Annotated in this window: 34 protein-coding genes; 19 read left to right on the top strand and 15 right to left on the bottom strand. The window is 76.0% G+C overall.

Annotated elements, in window-relative coordinates:
* Positions 1 to 4: 4 nt before the first annotated feature.
* Complete coding sequence (locus KVT14_RS08400; protein WP_217615233.1) at positions 5 to 412, bottom strand: nitroreductase family deazaflavin-dependent oxidoreductase; 408 nt, start codon at positions 410 to 412, stop codon at positions 5 to 7.
* Between the two features lie 410 nt (positions 413 to 822).
* Here KVT14_RS08400 and KVT14_RS08395 point away from each other — a divergent pair, with 410 nt between their 5' ends.
* Together KVT14_RS08395 and KVT14_RS08390 are read left to right on the top strand one after the other, a co-directional pair.
* On the top strand, positions 823 to 1308 hold the full coding sequence (locus tag KVT14_RS08395; RefSeq protein WP_217615232.1) for an FBP domain-containing protein: 486 nt from the start codon (positions 823 to 825) through the stop codon (positions 1306 to 1308).
* Between the two features lie 38 nt (positions 1309 to 1346).
* On the top strand, positions 1347 to 1784 hold the full coding sequence (locus KVT14_RS08390) for a VOC family protein (protein ID WP_217615231.1): 438 nt from the start codon (positions 1347 to 1349) through the stop codon (positions 1782 to 1784).
* 6 nt (positions 1785 to 1790) lie between these two features.
* On the opposite strand, the gene KVT14_RS08385 is transcribed toward KVT14_RS08390, so the two are convergent.
* Genes KVT14_RS08385 through KVT14_RS08375 form a run of 3 tightly spaced genes read right to left on the bottom strand, consistent with a single transcriptional unit; the run spans position 1791 to position 4233 of the window.
* A complete protein-coding gene (locus KVT14_RS08385) occupies positions 1791 to 2579 on the bottom strand; it encodes an alpha/beta fold hydrolase (protein WP_217615230.1) in 789 nt (262 codons plus the stop codon).
* Between the two features lie 31 nt (positions 2580 to 2610).
* Positions 2611 to 3483: an SDR family oxidoreductase gene (locus tag KVT14_RS08380; protein WP_217615229.1), complete on the bottom strand. Its 873-nt coding sequence runs from the start codon at positions 3481 to 3483 to the stop codon at positions 2611 to 2613.
* A gap of 45 nt (positions 3484 to 3528) precedes the next feature.
* The gene (locus KVT14_RS08375) at positions 3529 to 4233 is read right to left on the bottom strand and encodes a DUF1361 domain-containing protein (RefSeq protein WP_217615228.1); all 705 of its coding nucleotides are present in this window, start codon (positions 4231 to 4233) and stop codon (positions 3529 to 3531) included.
* 156 nt (positions 4234 to 4389) lie between these two features.
* Between KVT14_RS08375 and KVT14_RS08370 the strand changes: the two genes are divergently transcribed.
* The 3 genes from KVT14_RS08370 (at position 4390) to KVT14_RS08360 (ending at position 6634) form a co-directional block, all read left to right on the top strand.
* Positions 4390 to 4824: a VOC family protein gene (locus KVT14_RS08370; RefSeq protein ID WP_217615227.1), complete on the top strand. Its 435-nt coding sequence runs from the start codon at positions 4390 to 4392 to the stop codon at positions 4822 to 4824.
* Positions 4825 to 4828: 4 nt separating this feature from the next.
* Positions 4829 to 5476: a helix-turn-helix domain-containing protein gene (locus KVT14_RS08365; RefSeq protein WP_217615226.1), complete on the top strand. Its 648-nt coding sequence runs from the start codon at positions 4829 to 4831 to the stop codon at positions 5474 to 5476.
* 132 nt (positions 5477 to 5608) lie between these two features.
* Positions 5609 to 6634 (top strand): diacylglycerol kinase family protein, encoded by a 1026-nt coding sequence (locus KVT14_RS08360; protein ID WP_217615225.1) that lies wholly within the window; start codon positions 5609 to 5611, stop codon positions 6632 to 6634.
* A 4-nt stretch (positions 6635 to 6638) separates the two neighbouring features.
* On the opposite strand, the gene KVT14_RS08355 is transcribed toward KVT14_RS08360, so the two are convergent.
* Positions 6639 to 7016, bottom strand: a complete 378-nt coding sequence (locus KVT14_RS08355) for a DUF2255 family protein (RefSeq protein WP_217615224.1) — start codon at positions 7014 to 7016, stop codon at positions 6639 to 6641.
* 49 nt (positions 7017 to 7065) lie between these two features.
* Here KVT14_RS08355 and KVT14_RS08350 point away from each other — a divergent pair, with 49 nt between their 5' ends.
* The 7 genes from KVT14_RS08350 to KVT14_RS08320 all read left to right on the top strand — a co-directional run bounded on the left by KVT14_RS08350 (position 7066) and on the right by KVT14_RS08320 (position 12730).
* Entirely contained in the window at positions 7066 to 7602 is a 537-nt protein-coding gene (locus KVT14_RS08350; protein WP_217615223.1) for a cysteine hydrolase family protein, read from the top strand.
* A 52-nt stretch (positions 7603 to 7654) separates the two neighbouring features.
* On the top strand, positions 7655 to 8056 hold the full coding sequence (locus tag KVT14_RS08345; RefSeq protein WP_217615222.1) for a pyridoxamine 5'-phosphate oxidase family protein: 402 nt from the start codon (positions 7655 to 7657) through the stop codon (positions 8054 to 8056).
* 55 nt (positions 8057 to 8111) lie between these two features.
* The gene (locus KVT14_RS08340) at positions 8112 to 8552 is read left to right on the top strand and encodes a MarR family winged helix-turn-helix transcriptional regulator (protein ID WP_217615221.1); all 441 of its coding nucleotides are present in this window, start codon (positions 8112 to 8114) and stop codon (positions 8550 to 8552) included.
* Positions 8553 to 8691: 139 nt separating this feature from the next.
* Positions 8692 to 10143 (top strand): MATE family efflux transporter, encoded by a 1452-nt coding sequence (locus tag KVT14_RS08335; RefSeq protein ID WP_217615220.1) that lies wholly within the window; start codon positions 8692 to 8694, stop codon positions 10141 to 10143.
* A 56-nt stretch (positions 10144 to 10199) separates the two neighbouring features.
* A complete protein-coding gene (locus tag KVT14_RS08330) occupies positions 10200 to 10964 on the top strand; it encodes a phosphotransferase (RefSeq protein WP_217615219.1) in 765 nt (254 codons plus the stop codon).
* A gap of 58 nt (positions 10965 to 11022) precedes the next feature.
* Positions 11023 to 11580 (top strand): DUF664 domain-containing protein, encoded by a 558-nt coding sequence (locus KVT14_RS08325; RefSeq protein ID WP_254630601.1) that lies wholly within the window; start codon positions 11023 to 11025, stop codon positions 11578 to 11580.
* Between the two features lie 76 nt (positions 11581 to 11656).
* Positions 11657 to 12730: an alkene reductase gene (locus KVT14_RS08320; protein ID WP_217615218.1), complete on the top strand. Its 1074-nt coding sequence runs from the start codon at positions 11657 to 11659 to the stop codon at positions 12728 to 12730.
* 93 nt (positions 12731 to 12823) lie between these two features.
* Here the strand turns inward: KVT14_RS08320 and KVT14_RS08315 are convergent, their stop codons facing one another.
* Together KVT14_RS08315 and map are read right to left on the bottom strand one after the other, a co-directional pair.
* Complete coding sequence (locus KVT14_RS08315) at positions 12824 to 13336, bottom strand: MarR family winged helix-turn-helix transcriptional regulator (protein ID WP_217615217.1); 513 nt, start codon at positions 13334 to 13336, stop codon at positions 12824 to 12826.
* A 39-nt stretch (positions 13337 to 13375) separates the two neighbouring features.
* Entirely contained in the window at positions 13376 to 14143 is a 768-nt protein-coding gene (map, locus tag KVT14_RS08310; RefSeq protein WP_217615272.1) for a type I methionyl aminopeptidase, read from the bottom strand.
* Positions 14144 to 14211: 68 nt separating this feature from the next.
* Between map and KVT14_RS08305 the strand changes: the two genes are divergently transcribed.
* The 3 genes from KVT14_RS08305 to KVT14_RS08295 all read left to right on the top strand — a co-directional run bounded on the left by KVT14_RS08305 (position 14212) and on the right by KVT14_RS08295 (position 16268).
* Positions 14212 to 14499, top strand: a complete 288-nt coding sequence (locus KVT14_RS08305) for a helix-turn-helix transcriptional regulator (protein WP_217615216.1) — start codon at positions 14212 to 14214, stop codon at positions 14497 to 14499.
* 126 nt (positions 14500 to 14625) lie between these two features.
* Positions 14626 to 15285, top strand: coding sequence for a SigE family RNA polymerase sigma factor (locus tag KVT14_RS08300; RefSeq protein ID WP_217615215.1), 660 nt, complete (start codon positions 14626 to 14628; stop codon positions 15283 to 15285).
* Complete coding sequence (locus KVT14_RS08295; RefSeq protein WP_217615214.1) at positions 15282 to 16268, top strand: hypothetical protein; 987 nt, start codon at positions 15282 to 15284, stop codon at positions 16266 to 16268. The genes KVT14_RS08300 and KVT14_RS08295 overlap by 4 nt, the downstream gene beginning before the upstream one ends.
* Here KVT14_RS08295 and KVT14_RS08290 read toward each other — a convergent pair.
* Positions 16238 to 16648: a hypothetical protein gene (locus tag KVT14_RS08290; protein WP_217615213.1), complete on the bottom strand. Its 411-nt coding sequence runs from the start codon at positions 16646 to 16648 to the stop codon at positions 16238 to 16240. The two genes, KVT14_RS08295 and KVT14_RS08290, sit on opposite strands and share 31 nt — an antisense overlap.
* A 236-nt stretch (positions 16649 to 16884) precedes the next feature.
* On the opposite strand from KVT14_RS08290, the gene KVT14_RS08285 reads away from it, so the two are divergent.
* A complete protein-coding gene (locus KVT14_RS08285; protein WP_217615212.1) occupies positions 16885 to 17511 on the top strand; it encodes a dihydrofolate reductase family protein in 627 nt (208 codons plus the stop codon).
* Positions 17512 to 17529: 18 nt separating this feature from the next.
* Here KVT14_RS08285 and KVT14_RS08280 read toward each other — a convergent pair whose 3' ends face one another.
* The 3 genes from KVT14_RS08280 to KVT14_RS08270 are packed head-to-tail and all read right to left on the bottom strand — an operon-like array spanning position 17530 to position 19923.
* On the bottom strand, positions 17530 to 18015 hold the full coding sequence (locus tag KVT14_RS08280; RefSeq protein WP_217615211.1) for a hypothetical protein: 486 nt from the start codon (positions 18013 to 18015) through the stop codon (positions 17530 to 17532).
* A 30-nt stretch (positions 18016 to 18045) separates the two neighbouring features.
* Positions 18046 to 18648 (bottom strand): DUF1349 domain-containing protein, encoded by a 603-nt coding sequence (locus KVT14_RS08275; protein WP_217615210.1) that lies wholly within the window; start codon positions 18646 to 18648, stop codon positions 18046 to 18048.
* Positions 18649 to 18675: 27 nt separating this feature from the next.
* The gene (locus KVT14_RS08270) at positions 18676 to 19923 is read right to left on the bottom strand and encodes an MFS transporter (RefSeq protein ID WP_308160971.1); all 1248 of its coding nucleotides are present in this window, start codon (positions 19921 to 19923) and stop codon (positions 18676 to 18678) included.
* An 82-nt stretch (positions 19924 to 20005) separates the two neighbouring features.
* Here KVT14_RS08270 and KVT14_RS08265 point away from each other — a divergent pair, with 82 nt between their 5' ends.
* Together KVT14_RS08265 and KVT14_RS08260 are read left to right on the top strand one after the other, a co-directional pair.
* A complete protein-coding gene (locus tag KVT14_RS08265) occupies positions 20006 to 20575 on the top strand; it encodes a TetR/AcrR family transcriptional regulator (RefSeq protein ID WP_217615208.1) in 570 nt (189 codons plus the stop codon).
* Between the two features lie 67 nt (positions 20576 to 20642).
* Complete coding sequence (locus tag KVT14_RS08260) at positions 20643 to 21023, top strand: HNH endonuclease (RefSeq protein ID WP_217615207.1); 381 nt, start codon at positions 20643 to 20645, stop codon at positions 21021 to 21023.
* 33 nt (positions 21024 to 21056) lie between these two features.
* Here the strand turns inward: KVT14_RS08260 and KVT14_RS08255 are convergent, their stop codons facing one another.
* Positions 21057 to 21398 carry a hypothetical protein gene (locus KVT14_RS08255; protein WP_217615206.1) on the bottom strand — a complete coding sequence of 114 codons (342 nt, stop codon included), beginning with the start codon at positions 21396 to 21398 and terminating at the stop codon, positions 21057 to 21059.
* Between the two features lie 292 nt (positions 21399 to 21690).
* On the opposite strand from KVT14_RS08255, the gene KVT14_RS08250 reads away from it, so the two are divergent.
* Positions 21691 to 21930 (top strand): hypothetical protein, encoded by a 240-nt coding sequence (locus tag KVT14_RS08250; RefSeq protein ID WP_147796655.1) that lies wholly within the window; start codon positions 21691 to 21693, stop codon positions 21928 to 21930.
* Positions 21931 to 21936: 6 nt separating this feature from the next.
* Here KVT14_RS08250 and KVT14_RS08245 read toward each other — a convergent pair whose 3' ends face one another.
* The 3 genes from KVT14_RS08245 to KVT14_RS08235 form a co-directional block, all read right to left on the bottom strand.
* Entirely contained in the window at positions 21937 to 22155 is a 219-nt protein-coding gene (locus tag KVT14_RS08245; protein WP_147796654.1) for a DUF2945 domain-containing protein, read from the bottom strand.
* A 95-nt stretch (positions 22156 to 22250) separates the two neighbouring features.
* Positions 22251 to 22817, bottom strand: coding sequence for an adenylyl-sulfate kinase (locus KVT14_RS08240; protein WP_217615205.1), 567 nt, complete (start codon positions 22815 to 22817; stop codon positions 22251 to 22253).
* 47 nt (positions 22818 to 22864) lie between these two features.
* Positions 22865 to 23566, bottom strand: a complete 702-nt coding sequence (locus tag KVT14_RS08235) for a hypothetical protein (RefSeq protein ID WP_217615204.1) — start codon at positions 23564 to 23566, stop codon at positions 22865 to 22867.
* Positions 23567 to 23669 lie beyond the last annotated feature (103 nt).

Below are 23669 nucleotides of genomic sequence, written 5' to 3'. Positions count from 1 at the left end.
GCGGTCAGCGCGGTTCGAGCACCACGACCGGGATCTCGCGGGCCGTCTTCGCCTCGTACCCGGCGAACCCGGGGTACTCGGCCTTCTGCTGCTCCCAGATGACCGCGCGCTCCTCGCCGGAGGCCACCCGCGCCAGGAACTCCCGCGTCGTGGTGCCGATCTCGGCCGAGACGCGCGGCTCCGCCACGAGGTTGTGGAACCACGCCGGGTTCACGTCGAGCCCGGCGTACGAGGCGAACACGGCCACGCTGCCCCCGCCGAGGTCCCGGTACATCACCGGGTTCACGCGCTCCTGGCCCGACCTCGCGCCGGTGGTGTGCAGCAGGAGCAGCGGGGCGCCCTCGAACCGGCCGCCGACCTTGCCGTCGTGGGCGCGGAACTCCGCGATGATGCTCGCGTTCCAGTCGTTCATGGGTGCCTCTCTCGTTTCACGACATCACAACACGCCTGGTCGGCCCCGTCATCCGGTCCTCACGACGTGCGTGTCGGACCCGCCGTGGGGGTCGCGGTCCGGGCGGCGCCCCGGCTCGGTGGCGGGGCCCTGCCGAGAAAAGGGCGCGACGATCCCGCGCTCCGTGGTGCATGCTCAGTGGGAGTGCGCCGCGCGAACCGCCGCGGCCGCAGGAGCACGAGGAGCCAGCGGATGTCCGCAGGGAACGAGGTCGGCCGCCACGGCCACCTTGTGTGACGGGTCCCCCGCCGTCGCGCCGGACCGACCCACCCGCACGGGTGCGCGTCCCGGTCCCCCGCGACGGCGCTGCCCCGTGCCCGCGCGACCCTGACCGCGCCGGGCGCTCCCCCTCACCGAGAGCGAGCTCCACCATGCGTGCCCTGACCGTGCCCGAGATCCGTGCGTCCTTCGTCAACTGCTCCCGCCGCGACGCGGCGCAGGCCGTGCTGCCCGACCTGGCGTCCCTCGACTGGGACCGCCTGGACTACCTGGGCTGGACGGACCCCAAGAACCCCCGCCGCGCCTACGTCGTCACCCGCGTCGACGACCGCCCGACCGGCATGGTGCTGCGCGCCTCCGACGGCGCCACCCGCCGCAGCGCGGTGTGCACCTGGTGCGAGGACGTCGTCGCGACCAACGAGGTCGCCCTGTTCGTCGCGAAGCTGGCCGGACCGGCCGGGCGGAACGGCGACACCGTCGGCACCCTGATCTGCGCCGACTTCGCGTGCTCCCGCAACGCCCGCCGCCGGCCGACGATCGTCGAGGCCGGGGACGACGCCGCCGCGGCGGTCGCCCGGCGGGTCGCGGCGGTGCAGGAGCACAGCGCGCGGTTCGTGGCCGCGGTCGCGCGCGGCTGAACCACCGGCGTGCGCCGCACGGGCGTACCGTGCGGCGCATGCCGATCGCGCTCGAGAACGTCGGGATCGCCGTCCGGGACCTGGACGCGACGATCGCCTTCTTCACCGACCTGGGTCTGGAGGTGCTCGGCCGGGACGAGGTCAGCGGCGACTGGGCGGACACCGCCGTCGGGCTCGACGGGAACCACGCCCGGATCGCGATGCTCGGCACCCCGGACGGCCACGGGCGGCTCGAGCTGTTCGAGTACGTGCACCCGGACGCGATCGAGACCGAGCCGACGCTCCCGAACGAGATCGGGATGCACCGGGTCGCGTTCTCGGTCGACGACCTCGACGCCGCGCTGGCGACAGCCGCGCGGCACGGCTGCCACCCGTTGCGCGGGGTCGCGACGTACGAGGACGCCTACCGGCTGACCTACGTGCGCGGGCCGAGCGGCATCATCGTGATGCTCGCGCAGGACCTGCGCCGGGGTTGACGCGGGTCAGCCCGCGTCGGCCCGCACCCGCGCGAGCCAGTCGGCGACGAGCGCGGCCGTGAGCGCGGGCTGCTCCAGCTCCACGTCGTGCCCCGCCCCGTCGAGCACGACGAACGTCGTCCTCGGGTAGTGCGACCGGCGCGCCCAGGCGTCCTCGTAGCCGACGACGTGGTCCTGCCGCGCGGTCAGGACCAGGCCCGGTGCCGTGAACGGCTCCGGGTCCGCGTCCTCCGGCTCGCGGTCCAGGGCGTACCGCGCGGCGATCCGCGCGAGCGCCCGCGTGTCGGCGGCGAGCAGCCCCGGCCGGACGTGCTCGAGGAACGCCCGGACGTGCGCCTCGGACTGCACGACGGCTCCCTCGACGTAGTCCGCCGCGGCGTCGCCGGCCAGCGCGAGCGCGGCCGGGTCGGCGCGCAGCACGGTGGCCGGCGGGACGTCCCGGCGGGCGTGCTCCGCGACGAACACGCCCGCGACGGTCGCCAGCCCGAGCACCCGGGGTCGGAGGTCGTGCGCGACCTGCCGCGCGACCATGCCGCCGAACGACTGCCCGAGGACCGCGAACGGCTCGTCGCCGATCCGGCGCTCCAGCTCGTCCTCGACGGCCGCGACCACGTCCTGCGTGCTCGCGACGTCCCCGACGCGTGTCCTGCCGGCGCCGGGCAGGTCCAGGTAGAGCCGCCGCCACCCGCCGGCCGCGTCGAGGACGGGGTCGAGCGGCAGCAGCACGCGGTGGTCGAGGCCGAAGCCGTGCAGGAGGACGAGCGGCGTCCCGGTCCCGTGCTCGACGACGTTCACCGGCGCACCGTACCGGCCGGCGCCGACACCGTCACCGGAGCCCGAAGCCGCCGTCCGACGTCAGCACCTGCCCGACGACCCAGGACCCCGCCGGGCTCACGAGCCAGCCGATGAGCCGCGCGGGGTCGGTGGGCTCGCCCCACCGCCCGAACGGCGTCGCCGCGCGGAGCGCGTCGAGCTCCGCCAGCGGGCGGTCGGTCGACCCGGGATCGAGGTACCCCGTGTTCACCGGCCCGGGGTTCACCGTGTTGAGCACGATCCCGAGGTCCAGCAGCTCGGCCGCGACCGTGGCCGTCACCCCGGCGAGCGCGGCCTTGGACGCCGCGTACGCCACCTCGCCGCGCATGGGCCCGTGCTGCTGCCCGGAGGTCATCCAGACGACCTTCGGGGCGCGCTCGGGGTCGGTCGGCGCCTGCTGCGCGTGCCGCTCGCCCGGGCGCGTGCCCGCGGACGGCGCCGCGAACTGGCGCGCGAACCGCTGCGTGAGCTGGATCGTCGACCGGGTGTTCGTCTGCCAGAACGCGTCGAGCGCCTCCGGCGTCATGTCGAGGATCGAGCCGTCCCCGCCGCTGCGCGCGTGGTTGCACACCAGCACGTCGACGGTGCCGGTCAGGCCGCGGGCGGCGGCGAACAGCGCGACCACCTCGGCGGGGTCCCGGAGGTCCGCGCTCGCGTGCCCCGCGACGGCCCCGCCCCGGAGGGCGTCCCGGACGCCCGCGGCCACCGCGTCGAGGTCGTCGCCGCCCCAGGGCTGGTCCGCGTCGTGCGGCGCGTAGTCGTGCGTGAAGACGCTGGCGCCGAGGCGTCCCAGCTCACGGGCGACGGCGTACCCGATGCCCTGGCGGCGGGACACGCCCGTCACGAGCGCGGTGCGGCCGGCCAGCGGGAGCTCGTCGAGGTGCATCCCGCGACCGTACCGAGCGAGGTCAACGCCAATACCGGCGGCCGCCTAGCCCAGGGCGACGACCGCGCCGACCAGCGGGCCGACGACGACCAGGTGCATCAGCCCGAAGAACGCCCCGCAGACGAGGGTGAACCCGGTCGCCTCGACGAGCCGCCCGGGCGACCGCAGGTGCGTCACGACCCGCGCCACGAGCCGCCACGGCCGCAGGACGTCCCAGCTGTTCACCCGGATGTTCCGGCCCAGGTAGATGCCGAAGGCCGCGAGAAGCAGCACCGCGACCGTCAGCCAGCGCACCTCGGCGGACTGCAGCCCGTCCACGTCGTCGAACCGCAGCGCCACGTACGCGAGCTGGACGAAGAAGACGTTGATCAGCATGTTCAGCACGCCGGACATCGCCAGCGACAGCACGAGGAGGATGTCGTACCACTCGGGGACGCGCTCCCCCGGCTTGCGGTGCGACTGGTTCAGCTCGGTCACGAGGTACCCGGCGTTGGGCAGCAGGAGCAGCCACACCAGGACGACCGCGACCTCCGCGGCCACGCCCACGGCCCGGGGTGCACCGGCGGCGAGCAGCAGCGCCACCGCCAGGACGCCCGCCCCGAGGACGACGACCGGCGCGATCGACAGGCCGATGTTCAGCAGCATCGGCCGGTACAGCCGCGTCCGGAACAGCGGCGCCCGCGCGACCACGAGCAGCAGGGCGAGCGCGTTCATCCCGACGACGCCCAGCACCGTGTCCTGCAGCAGCACGTCTCCCCCGTCCGCGGGCGTCCGACCCGCCCGGCACGAAGCCTGGCACGGCCGGCCGTCCTCGACCCGAGATCCGGGCGCCGCGCCCTTGACGCCGCACTTGCTTTTTGCAAGTGTGGTGCGGGTCACAGTCAGCCGCGTCCGAGGGAGAGCACCATGTCCGCGATCTTCGTCAACCTGCCGGTGACCGACCTCGAGCGCGCGAAGGCGTTCTACGAGGCGCTCGGGTTCACCGTCAACCCGCAGTTCACCGACCACAACGCCGCCTGCGTCGTCGTCGAGGAGGACCACGGCTACTTCATGCTCGTCACCCGCGACTACTTCCAGACGTTCAGCGACCGCCCGGTCGGCGACCCGTCGACGACGGTGTCCGCGACGACCGCGATCTTCCTGGACAGCCGCGCCGCGGTGGACGACACGATCGCCCGGGGCCAGGGCGCGGGCGGCGTGGAGGAGCGGCCCGCCGCGGACTACGGCTTCATGTACCAGCGCCAGATCGCCGACCCCGACGGGAACCTGCTCGAGTTCGGCTGGATGGACCCGGTCGCCGCCGCGAACGGCCCCGCGGCCGTGGCGGACCAGCAGGCCTGAGCCGATGGCCGCGCGCGACTACGGGCAGTACTGCGGCGTCACCCGGGGGCTGGAGCTCGTGGGCGAGCGCTGGGCGCTGCTCGTCGTGCGCGACCTGCTCGTGGGGCCGCGCCGCTACGGCGAGCTCGCCGCGGGGCTCCCCCGCATCCCGAGCAACGTCCTGGCGGCGCGGCTCAAGGAGCTGCAGGAGGCCGGGGTGATCCGGCGGGCGCCCCGGTCCCGGGTGATCGTCTACGAGCTCACGCCGTACGGGCGCGAGCTCGAGCCCGTCGTCCTCGCGCTCGGGGCGTGGGGCTTCAAGGCGCTGGGCGAGCCGCGCGAGGGGCAGGTCGTCACGCCCGACTCCCTGACGGTCGCCCTCCGTACCGCGTTCCGCCCAGAGGTCGCCGTGGCGCTGCCGCCGACCGCCTACGCCGCGCGCGTCGGGCCCGCCGACCTGCTCGTGCGCGTCGACGGCCCGGCGCTGGCCGTGGCGCCCGGCGACGGCACCGCGTCGGCCGACCTCGCGTTCGCGACGGGTCCCGGGATCCGCCGGCTGATCTCGGGCGAGCTCGACCCCGCCGGTGCGATCGCGTCCGGGGTGGTCGAGGTGCTGCGGGGGCCGGGCGACCTGCTCGACCGGTTCGCGCGGACGTTCCACCTGGCGGCCTGAGTCGCGTCGGGGGCGCGCTCGTGACCGGGGCGCGGCGGCTCGACGCGCCGGAACCCGCCCGGCGTGGTGCACTGCGGTCGTGACCGCGCGGGCAGGGACCCGCGCCCGCCGCTGCACGGAAGAAAGAGCGCCATGAACCCGACCGGCACCACCGGCCCCGCCGACGCGACCCCCGAGGCGCGCGAGGGCGACCGCTACCCCGCCGACGCGTCGCTCGACCGCGACGCCGGGCCGCTGCGCTCGGTCGTCGTCTACAACCCCGTGCGGGTCGACGGGCTGGAGGAGCGCCGGGCCGCGGTCGAGGCGGCGCTGAGCGCAGCGGGGTGGCCGCTGCCCGAGTGGGTCGAGACCACCGCGGAGGACCCGGGCGCCGGGCAGGCGCGCCGGGCGGTCGAGGACGGCGCGCAGGTGGTGTTCGCCTGCGGCGGCGACGGCACGGTGCGGTCCTGCGTCGAGGGGCTCGCGGGCACGGGCGTCGCGCTCGCGGTGCTGCCCGCGGGGACGGGCAACCTGCTCGCCGCGAACCTCGGCGTGCCGGACGACCCTGCCGCGGCCGTGCAGATCGTCACCGAGCACGGGCGCCGGCGGATCGACGTCGGCGAGGCGGACGGCCGGACCTTCGCGGTGATGGCCGGCATGGGGTTCGACGCCGCCCTGCTCGACGACGCCTCCACCGCGCTCAAGGCCAAGGCCGGCCCGGTGGCCTACGTGCTGTCCGCGCTGAAGCACCTGGGCGACCGCAGCATGCACGTCGAGATCCACCTCGACGACCGGCCCCCGGTGCGCCGCCGCGCGCGCTCGGTGCTGATCGGCAACGTCGGGCGGCTCCAGGGCGGCGTCCGCCTGCTCGCGGACGCCGAGCCCGACAACGGGCAGATGGACGTGGCGGTCCTCGCCCCGCGCACGATCGGGCACTGGATCCAGACCGCCTGGGGCGTGCTGCGCCACCCCCACCGGGTCGCGCACCTGGACGTGCTGCGCGCTGAGCGGATCCGGGTGGTCAGCGACCGGGAGGAGCGGCGCCAGGTCGACGGCGACGTCATCGACCCGGGTCGCACGCTCACCGTGACGGTCCGCCCGCAGGCACTGGAGCTGTGCGTGCCGCGCCCCGAGCGCAGCGCGGACCTGTCCGAGGGCTCGGAGCAGCTCGGGCGGTAGCGGGTCAGCGGCGCGGGTCCAGGCGCAGCGTGCTGTCGACGGCCGAGGGCGTCACGACCGAGTCCGCCCCGGTCCCGCTGTACTTCGCGCGGTACGCCGCCGTCACACCCTCGGGCGCCCTCGCGCCGACGTCGACGACCACGACGTCCGCCGTGAGCCCCGGGACGCGCACCCGAGCCCGGCCCGACGCCACCGCGGCGCCGTACCACCCGGTGTCCCGGCGCACCCACGTGCGCACGTACACGTGCCCGTCGGCGACGACGAGCCAGATCGGGGTCCAGGGGCGGTGTGTGCCGTCGCGCCGCTCGGCCGCCACCTCGAGCTCCTGGGCGCGCCCCAGGCGGTCGAGCTCGTCCGCCGTCCACCCCGCCTCGTCCACCACCGGACCAGTGTGCCCCCGGGCCGCGGCGTGCGTCTGGCAGCATGCCCGCGTGACCGCGCGCACCGTCCTCCTCGTCATCGACCTGCAGACCGGCGTCCTGGACGGCTGCGTCGACGCCGCCGGCGTCCTCTCCCGGACCGCGGCGCTCGTCGACCGGGCCCGCACCGAGGGCGTCCCGGTGGTGTGGGTGCAGGACCACGGCGCCTTCGAGGTCGGCTCCCCCGACTGGCGGCTGGCCCCGCCGCTGGCGCGCCGCGACGACGAGCCGGTGGTGGGCAAGACGTACCGCGACTCGTTCGCCGGCACCGACCTCGCCGAGCTGCTGGCGGGGCTGGGCGCGACGCACCTCGTGGTCGCGGGGGCGCAGAGCGACTTCTGCATCCGCACGACCACGCAGTCGGCGGCCGTCCGCGGGTTCGACGTGACCCTGGTGAGCGACGCGCACACGACGACCGACGCGGAGTACGACGGCGTGCGGATCTCCGGGGAGCAGATCGTCGCGCACACCACGATGTACTTCCGCGGCCTGCGCTACCCGGGGCGGCGGTACGCGGCGGAGCCGCACGACCGGGTCGTGCTCGACTAGCCGGGCCGGCGCCGGCGCGCCGCGGCCGGGACCGCCCCGTACGCTTCCCCGCGTGCTCCGCCTCTCCCCCGCCCGGCTCGCTTTCGTCACGGAGCGCCACCTCGCGACGCTCACCACCCTGCGTGCCGACGGGACCCCGCACGTCGTGCCCGTGGCGTTCACCTGGGACGCGGAGGCGGGCGTGGCGCGCGTGACCACGAAGCCGACGACCCAGAAGGCCGTGAACGCGCGCCGCGGCGGCTCCGGCGGCCCGGGACGCGCGGCGCTGTGCCAGGTCGACGGCCGCCGGTGGCTCACGCTCGAGGGCACGGTGGAGGTCGCCGACGACCCCGCCGAGATCGCCGAGGCGCTGCGCCGCTACGAGCAGCGGTACCGCCCGCCGAACCCCGCCGTCGAGCGGGTCGTGCTGCGGGTCGCGGTCGACCGGGTGATGTCCTCGCGCGACCTCGCCTGAGTCGCCTTCAGTTCAACGGTTGACAGTTAGAGCCCTAACACTTAGGTTTCTGCACATGGACGCGCCCGAGCTCACCACGACCCTCGACCTGGTCCGCTGGATCGGCTGGGCCCAGCGCAAGGCCGGCGAGGACTGGGTCCGCACCCGCGGGCTCAGCCACGAGCAGGCCTTCGTCCTCGGCTACCTGGCGCAGAACCCCGGGGCCATCCAGCGCGACATCGCCGCGATCACCCGGACCAGCGCCGCGAGCGTATCGAGCCTGCTCAAGGGCCTGGAGGCGCGCGGCCTGGTCGAGCGTCGCACCGAGCCGGGCGACGAGCGCAGCAAGCGCGTGCACGCCACGCCCGAGGGCGCCGAGCTCGTGGCGGGCTTCGCCGCCGCGGTCGAGGCGGCCGACGACACGCTCCTGGCCCCGCTCGACCCCGAGGAGCGTGCGGCCCTGCACGCCCTGCTCCAGAAGGTCACGGCCGCACTCCCCCGCCCGACGCGGGACTGACAGCCCCCTGACCCGTCCCCACCGCGCGGCCCGTCCGCGCGGCGGCACCCCGCGCCCTCGCGCGCCTCCCCCTCCCCCACCCCCACGCACCCACGCGGCGTCCGCCGCGCGCTTCGCCCTGCCCTGAAACGGAGCAGCCATGCGCACCACGACCCCCACCCCCGATGCCGCCACCCCGGCAGACGCCCCCGGCACCGACCGGTGGTTCCTCTCCTCGGCGCCCGTCGTCAGCGCCCTCGTGCACCTGTGCGTGCCGATGGCGGCGGCGATGATCGTCGGCGCCCTGTACAACGTCGTCAACGCCGGCTTCATCGGCTCCCTGCACGACGACGCCCTGCTCGCCGCCGTGACCCTGGGCTCCCCGGTGCTCGCGCTGGTCATGGCGATCGGGAACGTGTTCGGCGTCGGCGGCGGTGCGCTGGTCTCCCGACTCCTCGGCGCCGCCGAGCACGACGGGGCCCACGGCGACGAGATCCGGCGCGTCTCCGCGTTCGCGCTCTGGGGCACCGTCGGCGCGGGCGTCCTGCTCGGCGGGACCGCGCTGCTGCTCCTCGACCCGGTGGTCTCGCTGCTCGGGGCTGACCAGGCGGCGCGGCACGCGACCACGACGTTCGTCGCGATCCTGCTCGCGTTCGTCCCCGTCCTCGCCGCGGCCGTCTGCCTCGAGCAGCTGGTGCGCGCCGAGGGCGCCGCCCGGCAGGTGATGACGGGCCTGATCGCCTCGACCGTCGCCAACGTGGCGCTGGACGCGCTGTTCATCCTCGGCCTGCACCTCGGCGTGGCAGGGGCGGCGCTGGCCGTCGGCCTCGCGAACCTGGTGTCCGTCGGCTACTTCGCGGTGTGGCTCACCCGGAACAGCACGCAGATGAGCCTGGCCCCGCGGTGGTTCACCCTCGCCCCGAGCGTGCTCAAGCCCGTGCTCGGCGTCGGCGTCGGCACCCTGCTGCAGTCCGCGTTCCTGATCGTCACCGCGCTCGTGCTCAACAACCTCGCCGCCGGGTACGGCGACGGGCCGCTCGCCGCGATGGGCGTCGCGGTGCGGATCGCCCAGGTGCCGGAGTTCCTGGTCATGGGCGTGACGCTCGGGGTGCTGCCGCTGCTCGCCTACGCCTACGGCAAGGGCGACCGGGCGCGGCTCACCGCGGCGCTGCGGACCTCGGCCGTCGCGGTCGGCGGGGTCGCCCTGCTGTTCTCGGCGGTGGTGTTCCTGTTCCGCGACACGGTGCTGGCCGCGTTCCTCACCGACCGCTCCGTGCAAGCGCTGGGCGGGACGGTCCTGGCGGCGCAGCTGACCGCGATGATCGCCAACGGCTTCACCGGGCTCATCACCTCGCTGTTCCAGGCGTCCGGCCAGGCGCTGGCGGCCACGGTCATGTCCGTGACGCAGGGCGTGCTGTTCGTGCCCGTCGTGCTGCTGGGCAACCTCTGGTTCGGGCTGCCGGGCATCATCTGGGCGCTGACCGTCACGGAGGTCGCGGTCCTCGCGGCCGGGGCGGTGCTGCTGCTGACGACCCGGCGGGCGATCGACCGCGGGCTGTCGGAGGGCAGCCCGGAGCGCGCCGAGGAGGCGCTCGCGGCCGCGGCTACGTGAGGCCGGCCGCGGGAATGCGCTGGCCGCGCAGGTCCGGGCGGCGCAACGATGGCGGCGTGGACCAGACGACCGCCGAGACCCGGCTCCCCGGCGGCGGCATGGGCGGCGCCGTCCGCGCGGGCGACACCGTGCGGCGCGCCGGCGGCCCCTGGACCCCGACCGTGCAGCGCCTGCTCGCGCACCTGCGCGCGGCGGGGGTCCCCGGGGTGCCGGAGCCGCTCGGCGTCGACGACCGGGGCCGGGACGTGACCGGCCTCGTCCCGGGCGAAGTCCCCGCCTACCCCCTGCCGGCGTGGGTGTGGCACGACGACGTGCTCGCCGACGCCGCCGCGCTGCTCCGGCGCGTGCACGACGCGTCGGCGTCGTTCGACCGGACCGGCGCCACGTGGCGGCTCCCGGAGCACGAGCCCGCCGAGGTGGTCTGCCACAGCGACACCTCGCCGGACAACATGGTGTTCCGGGACGGGCGCCCGGTGGCGCTGATCGACTGGGACACCGCCGCGCCGGGACCGCGCTCCTGGGACCTCGCGTACCTCGCCTACCGGCTGGTCCCGCTCGGCCCGGCGGGCGCGGACGCGGTCCCCGTCCCCCTCGCCGAGCGCCGGCGCCGGCTCGAGCTGCTGTGCCGGGCCTACGGCGAGATCCGGCCGCGCGACGTCGTCCCGGTCGTCCCGGTGCGGCTGCGGGAGCTCGCGCGGTTCACGCGCGAGCGCGCCGACGGCGACGCGCGGCTGCTCGGGCACGTCGGGCTCTACCTCGACGACGCGGCGTGGGTCGAGGCGCGGGCGGCGCGGCTCGCCGCCGCGGGCGACGAGGGCTGAGCCCGGGACCCGGGGGAAACACCTCGACCTCCGCGGCGGACCGGACGACCATGGCGCCATGGACCGCCCCACCCGGTGGACCCGGGCGACCGTGTACCCCGACATGTGGGTCGACCCCGCCGACGACCCGCGGAACAGCGACGGCGTGAGCCCCGACGGGGAGCTGCCGACGCTCGTCGACTACCTCGGACGGTACCGGGCGACGCTGCTGATGAAGTGCGACGACCTCGACGCCGAGCAGCTCGCCCGCCGGTCGGTCCCGCCGTCGACGCTGTCGCTGCTCGGCCTCGTCCGGCACCTGGCCGAGGTGGAGCGGGACTGGCGCGGCTGGATCACGCCGGGCGCGGAGCCGCCTCGGCTGTACGGCGGCGCCGACGGCGACTTCGAGGGCGCTGCACCCGAGCCGTCGCTCGTCACGGCGGCGTTCGCGGACCTCGCGCGGGAGCAGGCAGCGACCGACGCCGCCCTCGCCGCGCACCCCGACCCGGGCGAGCGGCTGGGCGCCGGCGGCATCGCGGTGCGCGAGCTGCAGGTGCACCGGATCGAGGAGTACGCCCGGCACTGCGGGCACGCCGACCTGCTGCGCGAGTGCATCGACGGTCGCGTCGGCCAGTGACCCGGGACCTCGCGGAGGCGCCTTCCGGTGGCGCACGTCACGGAACAGCGCGCGCTCGCAGGGCGCTGGGTCGTGCGTGAAGATCTTCGACCCCACCACCGTCGGCCGCGTCGCGCTGGCCAACCGCGTCGTCATGGCCCCGCTGACCCGGCTCCGTGCCGGTGAGTCGGCGGTGCCGGGCGACCTGCTCGTCGAGCACTACCGCCAGCGCTCCGGCATGGGCCTCGTCCTCACCGAGGGCACGTACCCCGTGATCGAGGGCCGCACCTGGACCGGGCAGCCCGGCATCGAGACCGCCGAGCAGGCCGCCGGCTGGGCCCGGGTCGCCGACGCCGTGCACGCCGCGGGCGGACGCATCGCGATGCAGATCATGCACGGCGGGCGCATCGCGCACCCCGACGTCACCGGCGCCGCCCGCGTCGTCTCGGCCAGCGCCGTCGCCGCGCCCGGCGAGATCCGCACGCCCACCGGCAAGGCGGCGCACCCCGTGCCGCACGCCCTCGGCACCGAGGAGATCGCCGGGGTCGTCCGCGGCTTCGTCGCCGGCGCGCGCCGGGCCGTCGACGCCGGGCTCGACGCGGTCGAGGTGCACGGCGCCAACGGCTACCTGATCCACCAGTTCCTCTCCCCCGCCAGCAACCTGCGGGCCGACGGCTACGGCGGCACCCCCGAGGGCCGGGCGCGGCTCGCGATCGAGGTCGTCAGCGCCGTCGCCGCGGAGATCGGCGCCGACCGGACCGGGATCCGCCTGTCGCCCGAGCACGACATCCAGGGCGCGGTCGAGACCGACCCCGAGGTCACCGCGGCCACCTACGCGGCGCTCGCGGACGGGCTCGCGCCGCTGGGGCTCGCGTTCGTGGACGTGCTGCACCGCGACCTGCGCGGCGACCTGGTCCAGGGCATCCGCCGCCGGGTCGGCGCGCCGCTGATCGGCAACTCGGGCTTCGCCGTGAACACGACCCGCGACGAGGCGGTCGGCCTGGTCGAGGACGGCGTCGTCGACCTCGCCGCCGTCGGCCGCGCGGCGATCGCGAACCCGGACCTCGTCGCGCGCTGGGCGCGGGACCTCGGCGAGAACGCGCCGGACCCGGCCACGTTCTACGCCGCCGGCGCCGAGGGGTACACGGACTACCCGACCGCCGCGGCCTGACGAGTCCCCCCAGGGCGCCCGGTCGCGGCCGGGCGCCCTGCGACCGCGCCGCCGCGGGGCGACGGCTCGCGCGGTCGGCGGCCCGCCCCGGTGTCAGGCCTGGGACGCCCGCCCACGGCGGCGCGGCGCCGCCGACCGCGGCGGGTTCGCCCGCAGGTGGTCCCGCACGGTGCCCAGCACCCGTGCGAGGGACTCGACGTCGGTGCGGTCCAGCGGGTCCACGAGCAGCTCGCGGACGACGCCGATGTGGCCCGGGAACACCCGGGCGAGCACGTCGCGGCCCGCGTCGGTGATCGTCACCGTGACGCCGCGCTCGTCGTCCGGCGACGGCGCACGCGTCACCAGGCCGGCCTTCTCGAGCAGGCCGGCCTGGTACGTCAGACCGCTGCGGCTGTAGACGACGCCGTCGGCCAGGTCCGTCATCCGCCGGCTGCCCTCCGGGGCGTCGCCGAGCGTGGCCAGGAGCTGGAACTGGACGTAGCTCAGGCCACCGACCTCCTGGAGCTGCTGCTCGACGGTGTGCCGCAGGAGGCTGCTCACCTCGATGAGCGCGAAGTACGCGCCGAGCTCGACGGGGTCCAGGCCGGGCGTCGCGGGGTCGGTCATGCGGACATCCTAGGTGCTTCGAATTCGCACCCGCGCGGGTCAGCGCAGCGTGAGGACCTCGACGCCGTCCTCGGTGATCGCCACCGTGTGCTCGCTGTGCGCGGTCCGTGCCCCCGTCGCGCTGCGCAGCGTCCAGCCGTCGGCGTCCGTGACCAGCTCGTCGGTGTCGGCCATGACCCACGGCTCGATCGCCAGCAGCAGCCCCGGCCGGAGGGTGTAGCCGCGCCCTGCTCGGCCGGTGTTCGCGATGTGCGGGTCCTGGTGCATCGTCGACCCGACGCCGTGCCCGCCGAACTCGGTGTTCACGGTGTACCCGGCGTCGGTGAGGACGGTGCCGATCGCGTGCGAGAGGTCGCCGATGCGCGCACCCGGCCCCGCGGCGGCGATGCCCGCGGCCAGCGCACGCTCGGTGGCCTCGATCAGCGCCAGGCTCTCGGCCGGCTGGGTCTTCCCGACGACGAAGCTCACGGCGGAGTCGGCCACGATCCCGTCCAGCGACACCGCGAGGTCGAGCGTCAGCAGGTCGCCGTCGGCCAGCGTGTAGTCGTGCGGCTTCCCGTGCAGCACGGCGTCGTTGACCGAGGTGCAGATGTAGTGGCTGAACGGCCCGCGCCCGAACGACGGCGCGTAGTCGACGTAGCAGGACTCGGCCCCGGCGTCGGCGATCATCGCCCTCGTCCACCGGTCGATCTCCAGCAGGTTCGTCCCGACGGTGCTGCGCTCCTGCATGGTGCGCAGGATGGACGCCACCAGGGTGCCGGTCGCGCGGGCGCGGTCCAGCTCGGCGGGGCTGAGGATCTCGATCATGGTGCGGCCTTCCAGCATCCTGCGGATAACTATCCCGTCCATACTATCCCGGTACTAGAATCCCGGGCATGGTCAGGCTCCCGCTCACCCCGGACGACGTCGAGCGCGGCCGCCGGCTCGGCGCGCTGCTGCGGCGGGCCCGCGGCGAGCGGACGGTCCTCGCCGTCGCGCTGGACGCCGGGGTGTCCCCCGAGACGCTCCGCAAGATCGAGTCCGGCCGGGTCGCCACCCCGGCGTTCCCCACGGTCGCGGCGGTGGCGGAGGTGCTCGGGCTGTCCCTCGACGCGGTGTGGGCGGAGCTGCGCCGCACCGAGGAGCCCGCCCTCGTGGCCGGCGGCGCGCGCATCGCGTCCTGACCGCCGGCGCGGCAGACCCCCGCGCTGGCCCCCACGTCCGAGGCACGACCGCCGCCCCCGGCGACGAGGCGCGCGCCCCGACGCAACCGAACCGCGCGCCGCTGCGTCTTCTACGGTGTGACCACGATGAGCAGCGCGGACGGCGTGGACTTCCTGCGCGAGAGGTTCGAGGCCGCCGGGCACGCGCCACCGGCACCGGCCGCCCCCGGCTCCGCCGCCGACGAGGTCGCCCCCGTCGCCCTGGACCGCGACCGGCAGTTCACCGAGTTCGTCCGGCAGCACCAGACCGACCTGCTGCGCACCGCCTGGCTGCTCTGCGGGGACCGGCACCAGGCCGAGGAGCTCGTACAGCAGGCGCTCGTCCGCACCTACAGCCGCTGGGGCCACGTCCGGCAGCGCGACCCGCTCGGGTACACGCGCCGGGTGCTCGCCAACCTGCGCGTCGACCACTGGCGCCGTCGGCGGCGGGAGGTGCTCGTCGCACCCGACGACGTCTCGCCCGAGAGCACCCCGCTGCACGGCCGATCACCGGGCGATCGCACCGGCGACCGCGACCAGCTCGTCCGGGCGCTCGCGACGCTGACGCCGCGCCAGCGCCGGGTCGTCGTCCTACGGCACTTCCTCGACCTGTCCGAGGCCGAGGTCGCCGAGGACCTGGGCGTCAGCGCGGGGACCGTGAAGTCGACCGCCTCCCGGGCGATGGCGGCGCTCCGCGTCGTCCTCTCCGCGGACCAGTCCCCGGACCAGACCGACACGGGCGCCGCCCGGGACGGGAGCGACCGATGAGCACCCAGGACGACGACCTCGCCCGCCGCCTCCGGGCACGGGCCGACGCCGAGGTGCCCGCGATGTCCGTCGACGTCGCCGCGGTGGTCCGCGGGGGCCGGCGGCGACGCCTTGCCCGCGGGGGCGCGGTCGTGGCGGCGACGGCGCTCGCGGTCGCCGGGGCGTGGTCCGGGGTCCGCGCGCTCGACGCGCCGCCCGGCGACCTCCAGCCGGCTGGCACGTCGACCCCCTCGCCCAGCCCTGCCGACGCCGACCTGCACGCCCAGGTCGACCCGGAGGCGGGGACGATCACGTTCCCGATGGCGCGGTACGACCTGACCGCCGAGGAGTGGGCGACGGTGGGCCTGGCCAGGAGCTGGGAGATGAAGCGCTGCGCCGAGGCGGAGGTCGGCCGGCCGATCGCCTGGGAGACGGCGATCCCCGGCGACCCGCCGAGCGACAGGACGTTCGGCGTGTGGGACCTCGAGGAGGCGCAGACGTACGGCTACGCGGTGCCGCCGGAGGGCGGCCGTGCCGCCGGCGCCGTGGACCCCGACGTGCCCATGGCCGTGTGGGAGGCGTGCGGTCGGACGGAGGCCGTGCGCGCGATGAGCCCGGAGCTCGACGGGAGCTACGAGCTCGCGGACGCCCTGCTCCAGGCGCACGAGCTCGCGGCGGCGTCCGAGGAGAGCCGCAGCGCGGTCGCCGACTGGGCCGCGTGCCTCGCGCGGCACGGTCTCGAGCCGGCGGGCGGCGACAGCGGCTACGCCGTCGCGGGCGCGACCACCAGCCGGTGGGACCGGGACAGCGTCGCGCTCGCGGTGACGGACGTGCGGTGCAAGACCGAGGTCGACTTCGTGCCCCGGATGGCGGACGCGGAAGCCACGGCGCAGGCACCGGTCCTGATGCTGTTCCGCGACGAGCTGGAGGCCCGGATCGCGCACATGCGGGCCGTCGTCCCCGTCGCCGAGGCCTACCTCGCGGCGCACCCCGAGATCCCGTAGCCCGCGGGGGCGACCACCACCCGCAGGGCCGTCTCAGGTCGGCGGGCGCTCCCCGCGGTACTCGGGCAGCCGGGGTCACGGCGCACCCGACGGTGCTCGCTGATGCCGACGACCACCCCGCACCCGATCACGACGGTCACGCACACCCAGAACAGCCCTGGCACCGGGTCGAGCGACCGCGTCACCACCACGCCGAGGAGGGCGATGCCCGCGAGCACCGCGACCGCCTTCGCCAGCGGCGTCATGTCGCGGATGCGCCGCCCCTCTTCGTGGTAGTCCGGCTGTCGGCTCGCGGTCGCGCGGCGCACGACGACCCGCGTCAGCAGGACGACCCCGAAGATGACGACGATGCTGAGCAGGCCCCACGGGTCGAACGTCACGGCGGTCTCCTCGGCTCCGGAAGCACGTGCCCGCATCGTGGCGCGGGCGGCCGGCTCCGGCGACCGAGGGCGGTGCGGGGTCCGGGCGACGGACGCCCGCCGCCGAGGGCGGTGCTTCTGGCCGAGGTCGGTGCTTGCGACCACCGACCTCGGCGGGAACCACCGACCTCGGCGTCGGCGAGCCGAGCAGGCCTACAGTCGGCGGGACGGCCCGCAGCACGGGAGGAGCCGCGACGATGAGGCTGACGACGAGCACGCACGTCTCCCTGGACGGCGTGATGCAGGGCATGGGCGGCTCCGGCGAGGACACCCGCGGCGGGTTCACGCGCGGCGGGTGGGCGCTGGGCTCCGGCGACCCGGCGGTAGGTGACCTGGTCGCCGAGGAGTACGGCGCGGCGGCGGCGTTCCTGCTCGGGCGGCGGACGTACGAGAACTTCGCGGGGTACTGGGGCGCGTTCACCCACCCCGGGTCGCACCCGATCGCCGCGGCGCTGCACGACCGGCCGCGGTACGTCGCCTCGACGACGCTGACCGACCCGGCCTGGTCCGGGACGACGGTCCTGGCGGGGGACCACGCCGCGGCCGTCGGCCGGCTGCGCGCCGAGGGCGACGGCGACCTGCTCGTCCCGGGCAGCGGGGTGCTGGTCCGGTGGCTGCTCGCGCAGGGCCTCGTCGACCGGATGACCCTGCTGGTCTACCCGGTCGTCGTCGGCCAGGGCACGCGGCTGTTCCCGCAGGACGGCCCGGACCTGCGGCTGACGCTCGTGGCGTCCCGGACGACGCCCGGCGGCGTCACCGTGCAGACGTACGAGCCCGCCGGCCGCCCGGCGTACGCCGGCTCGGCGCCGCACCCCGACGCCTGAGGACCGCTGCCGGGCGGGTCAGGCCGGCGCCGAGCCCAGCACGAGCGCGTGCCACGCCCCCGCGCGCTCCGCGCCGGAGCCCGTGACGCCGACGCTCACGACGTGGGTCGCGGTGATCTGCTCGTCGTGGGCGTCCGTCCCGCAGGGCACGTCGGGGAACGCGACCACCTCGGTCCGCGTCGCACCGGCGCCCGCGGCCGTCGTCACGAACACGTCGAAGTCGAGGACGCCGTCGCCGAGGCACGACAGCCGCACGCCGTCGAGCCGCGCGGCGGCCGGGAACGACAGGGTGATCTCCCCCGTGGTCGCGTCCGACGGCTCGGGGTCGCCGGGGTCGACGCGACCCGTGGCGCTGCCGAGCAGCCCGTCGACCTCCGCGTCGTCCTGCGCGTCCATCCAGGCGGTGACGTCGTCCTGCGACGGCCCGGGCGGGCCCGAGCAGCCGGCGACGGCCAGCACGACGACGAGCGCGGCGCCGGTGCGGGCGGCGAGTCCCCTGGTCATGGTCGCGACCCTAGCGGCCACGGCCCGCCGTCAGGAGCCGTTCCGCGGATCCGTGAGGGTGACGGCCGCGAACTCGATCTCGGAGAACGCGACTTCGCACCCGTCGCCCGTCGGGGACTGCACCTCGAAGCCGAGCCGCGGCCGCACGCCGGGCACGTCGAGCGCGAACAGCCGCACCATCCGCCAGGTGGTGCCGTCGACGGACGCGTGGAAGGCGAACACCGACCCGGTCCGGGACACCCGGAGCCAGGTCGACCGCCCGGCGACGTCCACCGCGTTCGCGTCGTCGGACACGGTGCGGTTCACCACCGACACGACCATCGGCTGCCCGCCCGGTGCGCCCTCGAGGCAGAGCTTGGCCCAGTGCGCGTCGTCGAACCAGAGCAGCAGCACCCCGGCGTCGAACGTGCTCCTGACGTCGACCGTCACGCGGCAGCGGAGCTGGAAGTCGCCGTCGGGCAGCTCGCCCACCAGGCGCGCCGCGCTGAGGACCGGCGGACTGCCCGCCGGGTCCGCGAAGACGTCGGTCCGCGGGGCGGCGGTCGCCGCGACCGCGTGGTCCCCGACGCGCCACCGGACGTCGCCGACGGGCTCGAGGGCGAAGGGGACGCCAGGGACGTGCGTGCTGGTCACGGGGTGCTCCTCGGGTTCGCGGGTGGCTCAGGCCGGCAGGTCGGCGCGCTCGGCCGGCCGGCCGGGCACGGGGTCGGCGCCGTGCTGGGCGGCACGGGTCCGGGCCGCCGGGGTCAGGAAGGTCGCGGCGGCCACCAGGACGAGCACCAGGATCAGCGCGTGCCGCAGGCCGAAGTGGTCGCCGAGGAAGCCGAGCGCCGGCGGTCCGACGAGGAACGCCACGTAGCCGATGGTCGCTGCGAGGGACACGCGCGCGGTCGCGTCCTCACCGGGCGCCGCGGTGTCGCCGGCCGCCGACAGCGCGACCGGGAACCCGAGCGACGCGCCGAGGCCCCACAGCACCGCGGCCGCCGCGGCCACCGCCTGGTGGTCGACGAAGATGACGAGCGCCAGCCCGACCGCGCCGACGACCGCGCTGACGGCGAGGACGGCGGCGCGCCCGAACCGGTCGACGAACCGGCCGCCGACGAACCGGCCGAGCGTCATCGCCGCGGCGAACGCCGCGTACACCGCGGAGCCCAGGGCGGCGTCGAACCCGTGGCCGTCGACCATGACGAGCGGCAGCCAGTCGTTGGCGGTGCCCTCGGCCAGCGCGAGCGCGAGGATGATGCCGCCGATCATGACGAGCCGGGTGTCGCGCCACACGGGGCGCCGCGCCGCGACGACTGCCCCGTCCGCGGGCACGGCGGCCACAGGCGCCCGCACACCGACGCCCGCCGGGATCGCCCGGATCGCGGGCACCAGCGCGACCGCGACGACCACTGCGACCGCGGCCAGGTGCGCGACGACCGGGAACCCGACCGCCGTCAGGACCATGCCGGCCACGGCGCCGACCACCGTCCCGAGGCTGAAGCAGCCGTGCATCGCGGGCATCGTGGACCGCCCGAGCCCGCGCTCGACCTCCGCACCCTCGACGTTGAGCGCGATCTCCCCACCGCCCATGCCGAGCCCGAACAGCGCCAGCCCCGCCGCGACGAGCGGACCCGAGCCGAGCGCCGCCCCGACGCCGATCACGGCGGCGCCGACCGCGACGGAGACGGTGCCCGCGAGCATGACGGGACGGGTCCCCCGCCGGGCGACGAGGGCGCCGGACGACAGGATGCCGACCATCGACCCGGCGGACAGCCCGAACAGGATCAGCCCCATCTCGGCCGTCGAGGCGCCGACGAGGTCGCGCACGTCCGGCGTCCGGGTGACCCAGGACGCGATCGTGAGGCCGGGCAGGAAGAACAGCAGGAACAGGGCGTTCCGGCGCGCGGTGAGGCTGGCGGGCACGGGTGGGGCTCCTCGGGCGGCTGAGCGAGACTGTACAAGCGTACACACTTCGGGATGCGCGCCCGTCGGGGAAGATGGGCGGGTGAGCGGCACGCGGCGGGAGGTCCCCAACGACCCGGGGCGTCGGGAGCGCATCCTCGACGCCGCGCTCGACGTCGTCGCCGAGGCGGGCGTGCACGGCACCACCCACCGGCGCATCGCGGCGCGCGCGGGCGTCCCGCTCGGCTCGCTCACCTACTACTTCTCCGGGCTCGACGACATCCTGGGTGCGGCCTTCGCCCGGCTCGTCGACGCGATGTCGGCGTTCTACGGCCGGACGCTCGTCAGTGCGCGGGACCGCGACGAGGCGGAGGCCGCGGTCGTCGAGCTGATCTGCGGGCCGGCGTACGCGTCCGAGCGGGAGATGACGCTGATCTTCGAGATGTACGCCTACGCCAACCACGACCCGGAGGTGCAGGCGCTCGCGCGGGACTGGGTGCTGCGGAGCCGCGACAGCCTGTCCCGGCACTTCCCCGAGGACGTCTGCCGCGCGCTCGACGTGCTCGTGGAGGGCTGGCCGATCCACCGCAGCTTCGACGCGGCGCCCACCGACCGGGCGCTGGTGGCCGCGACCGTGCACGCGATCGTGCACGGCCTCTCCGACCGCCCCTGACCCCGGGACCAGCGCCCGCGTGCGGGCGGCCGCGCCCCGGCGCCGCGCCGGACGTACCGTCGGTCGCATGACCACCGCCGGCCCGCGTCGCGCCCCGCGCACCGAGCGGCTGCGCCTCGCGGTCGAGCGGGACGGCGCCCGGTGCGTCTGGTGCGGGCGCGCGTTCGGCCCGCTCGTGCCGCCGACCCGCGAGCACTTGGTGCCACGCGCCAAGGGCGGCCCGTCGTGGCTCGAGAACGAGGTGCCGGCCTGCCGCCGGTGCAACGCCGAGCGCGGGCACCGCGGGATCGTCGAGTGGCTCGAGGAGTGCGCGCGCCGCGGCTGGGAGCCCGACGTGGCGGCGGTCGAGCGGTCGCTGGACGCGCTCGCGGCGGCGATCGCCGAGCGGGGCGGCCAGCGCCGGGCGCGCGCCTACGTGGCGGCGCAGCTGCGGCGGCTGCGGCGCTGACGCGTGCGGGCGGCGGCAGGAACGCCCCGCGCGCTACGCACCCGCCTCGACGCGGTCGGCCGCACGGACGAGCACGACGTCGTCGTCCGTCACACGGAGCAGGTCGCCGGGGCACACGTCGTCGTCGAGCTCCACGACCCGGCCGTCGGAGTAGGTCACCACCACCGGCGATGCGTAGCACTCCGTGACGTCGAGCAGCAGGGCGCCGCCGTCGTCGGTCACCTCGGTCTGCTCGTCGTCCCCGAGCCGCACCGTGACGTCCGCGTCGGCGCGGTTGACGATCTCGATGTCCGCGCCCGAGGCGCAGCCCGCGAGGGCGAGCAGCCCCGTCCCCACGACGACCCCGACGGCCGCACGCCCTCGACCTGCCCGCATGGGTCCCCTCCCGTCTGCCGCGCCCCTCACCAGGGCGTCCACGCCGACGGTAGGCGCGGCGCCGCGTCGGGCGCCGCCCGTCCCTGTGCCGATCCTGTGCGGATCCCGCGCAGCCGCCCCCGCGACCACGGAGGCACGTCCTGTGACGCACCGCACACGCGCGTGCGACCAACGGCCCGCCCGCGCGACGCGGCCGAGGAGCAGCATCGGGAGCGGGCGGCAACGGCGCCGCCACCGCGGCCGACGTGCCCCGTCCCCGGGGCAGGCCGGCCCACGACGCGAGGAGGACGCGATGCGCACGGAGCACACCGACCCCCGGTACGCGGTCGAGGTCGACGACCGGCCGACGTACCGGGTCGACTTCGTCGGCGCCTACGGGGCGACCGAGGAGTTCCGGATCTTCGCCGCGCCGGACCTGCCGGCGGTGCAGCGCTGGGTCGGCGACCAGGCCGCCGGCCGCGCGTACACCGTGTGGGTCGAGTACGCGGGGAAGTCCGGGGTCGGGCTCGCCCAGGTGCTCGCGTCGCGCTGACCGGGGTCAGTCCGAGGCGAGCCGGCGCAGCGCCGACCCCTTGTGCGCCGCGCGCGCGCCGGTCTTCTCGGACTCGACGAGGTAGGCGGGCTCGTCGTCGGACGCCGTGAACTTCTGGCCGTCGTGCTGGAAGTCCGCGGTGCGCCGCTCGACGACCGTGCCGTGCGTGCGGCCCTGCGACGTGTTCCAGGACACCCGGTCCCCGACGTGGATCGGCTCGGCCATGGTGCGGTCCTCCCGTGCGGCGACGTGCGGTCCGGGCCAGTCGACCACGCGGCGCGCGCGGCGGCACGGCGAGGACGCCCGGCGGCTCGGGCCGACTACACGTCCCAGCTCACCGCCCGGAGCGCCGCCGCGGCGACCTCGGCCGGCGCGAGGCCGTCGACGTCGACCACGGCGTCCTCGACGCGCGCGCCCTCCAGGATCGCGTGCAGCTCGCCCGCGCGGTGCCGGTGCCACGCGAGCACCGACGGGTACCCGGCGTGCCGCGCGTCGAGCCGGTCCCGGACCGCCGGGACCGGCAGCCGCAGCCGGCACACCGTCAGCGGCACCCCGACGGCGTCCTCGTACGCCGCGCGGGACGCCCGGTCCTCGAGGACCCCGGCCAGCACGAGACGCGACGCGCCCCGGCGCCGGTAGACCGCCGCGACCGCCCGGAGGTTCTCCAGTTCCAGGTCCTGCTGGAACGGGTCGCCGGGCGGGGCGGGCCAGGACCGGCGGAGCTCGTCCAGGTCGACCACCGCGTGCGGCACCCCGCGCTCGGCGAGCAGCTCACCGACGTGGTGCGCGGTCGTGCTCTTCCCCGCGCCGACGGTGCCGGTCAGGAGGAGCGCACCCGGGGCGGGCGGTGCGGCGGGCGGGGTCGCGGGTCCCGGTGCGGAGGTCACGGCCTCACGCTACGGCCGGGTGCCGGTCCCCCGCCGCGCCTCGGCGGTCACTTCCAGGTGACGGGCGACGGGAAGTAGGGGTTGTCCGACGACGCGATGAACGACTGGTACGACTCGCCGTTGTACTCGGCCGAGGTGACGACGGCGCCGTCCTTGGCCAGCGCGACGAAGCACGACACCAGGACCCGGTTCTCCTCGTCGTACTCGGGGAGCAGCAGGCCGCACGAGTCGCCGGGCGAGTTCAGCGAGAACCCGCTGGTGAGGTACTCGGTGTCGGCGCCGGTCGCGTCGAGCGGGAACAGGTCGACCGTCGCGGGGTCGTAGCCCTCCGGGGTGTCGTACAGCCACTGGTGCTGCGTGATCACGGCGTACGGGGTGTAGCCCTCGAACTCCTCCGCGTTGCTGAACTGGTCGAACAGCGCGGCGTCGAGCTCGCTGACCTGCAGCACGGCCACGCCAACCCCGCCGCTGACCTCGTCCTCGCCGTAGGTCTCGGTCTGGTTCAGCCACGCCGGCTGGCCGAGGGCGAGCGCCGTGCCCGGTGCGGTGACGGCACCGGCGGCGCCGAAGTCGACCGCCTCGACCTCGTAGTCGACCTCGAGCGGGCCGGTCTCGGCCTCTCCCGCGGCGGCCGAGGCGCCGGCGGCGGGCTCGCGGTCCTTCTCCTTCGGCTGGTCCGCGGAGCAGCCGGCGAGGCCGAGCGCGAGGACGAGGGCGGCAGCGGGCACGGCGAGGGACGGCAAGCGCACGGGGAGACCTTCCGGGGGCGAGGTGCCTGGTGCAGACACAGGCGAGACCCAGGGAACCCTAGGCCATCGTCGCGGGGGCCGCCTCCGCCACTCTCAACGTATA

The sequence above is a fragment of the Cellulomonas sp. GbtcB1 genome (genome assembly GCF_019091725.1).
Lineage (GTDB): Bacteria > Actinomycetota > Actinomycetes > Actinomycetales > Cellulomonadaceae > Cellulomonas.
The sequence above is the reverse complement of the archived record's forward strand: the minus strand, read 5'-3'. Positions and strand labels throughout refer to the sequence as shown.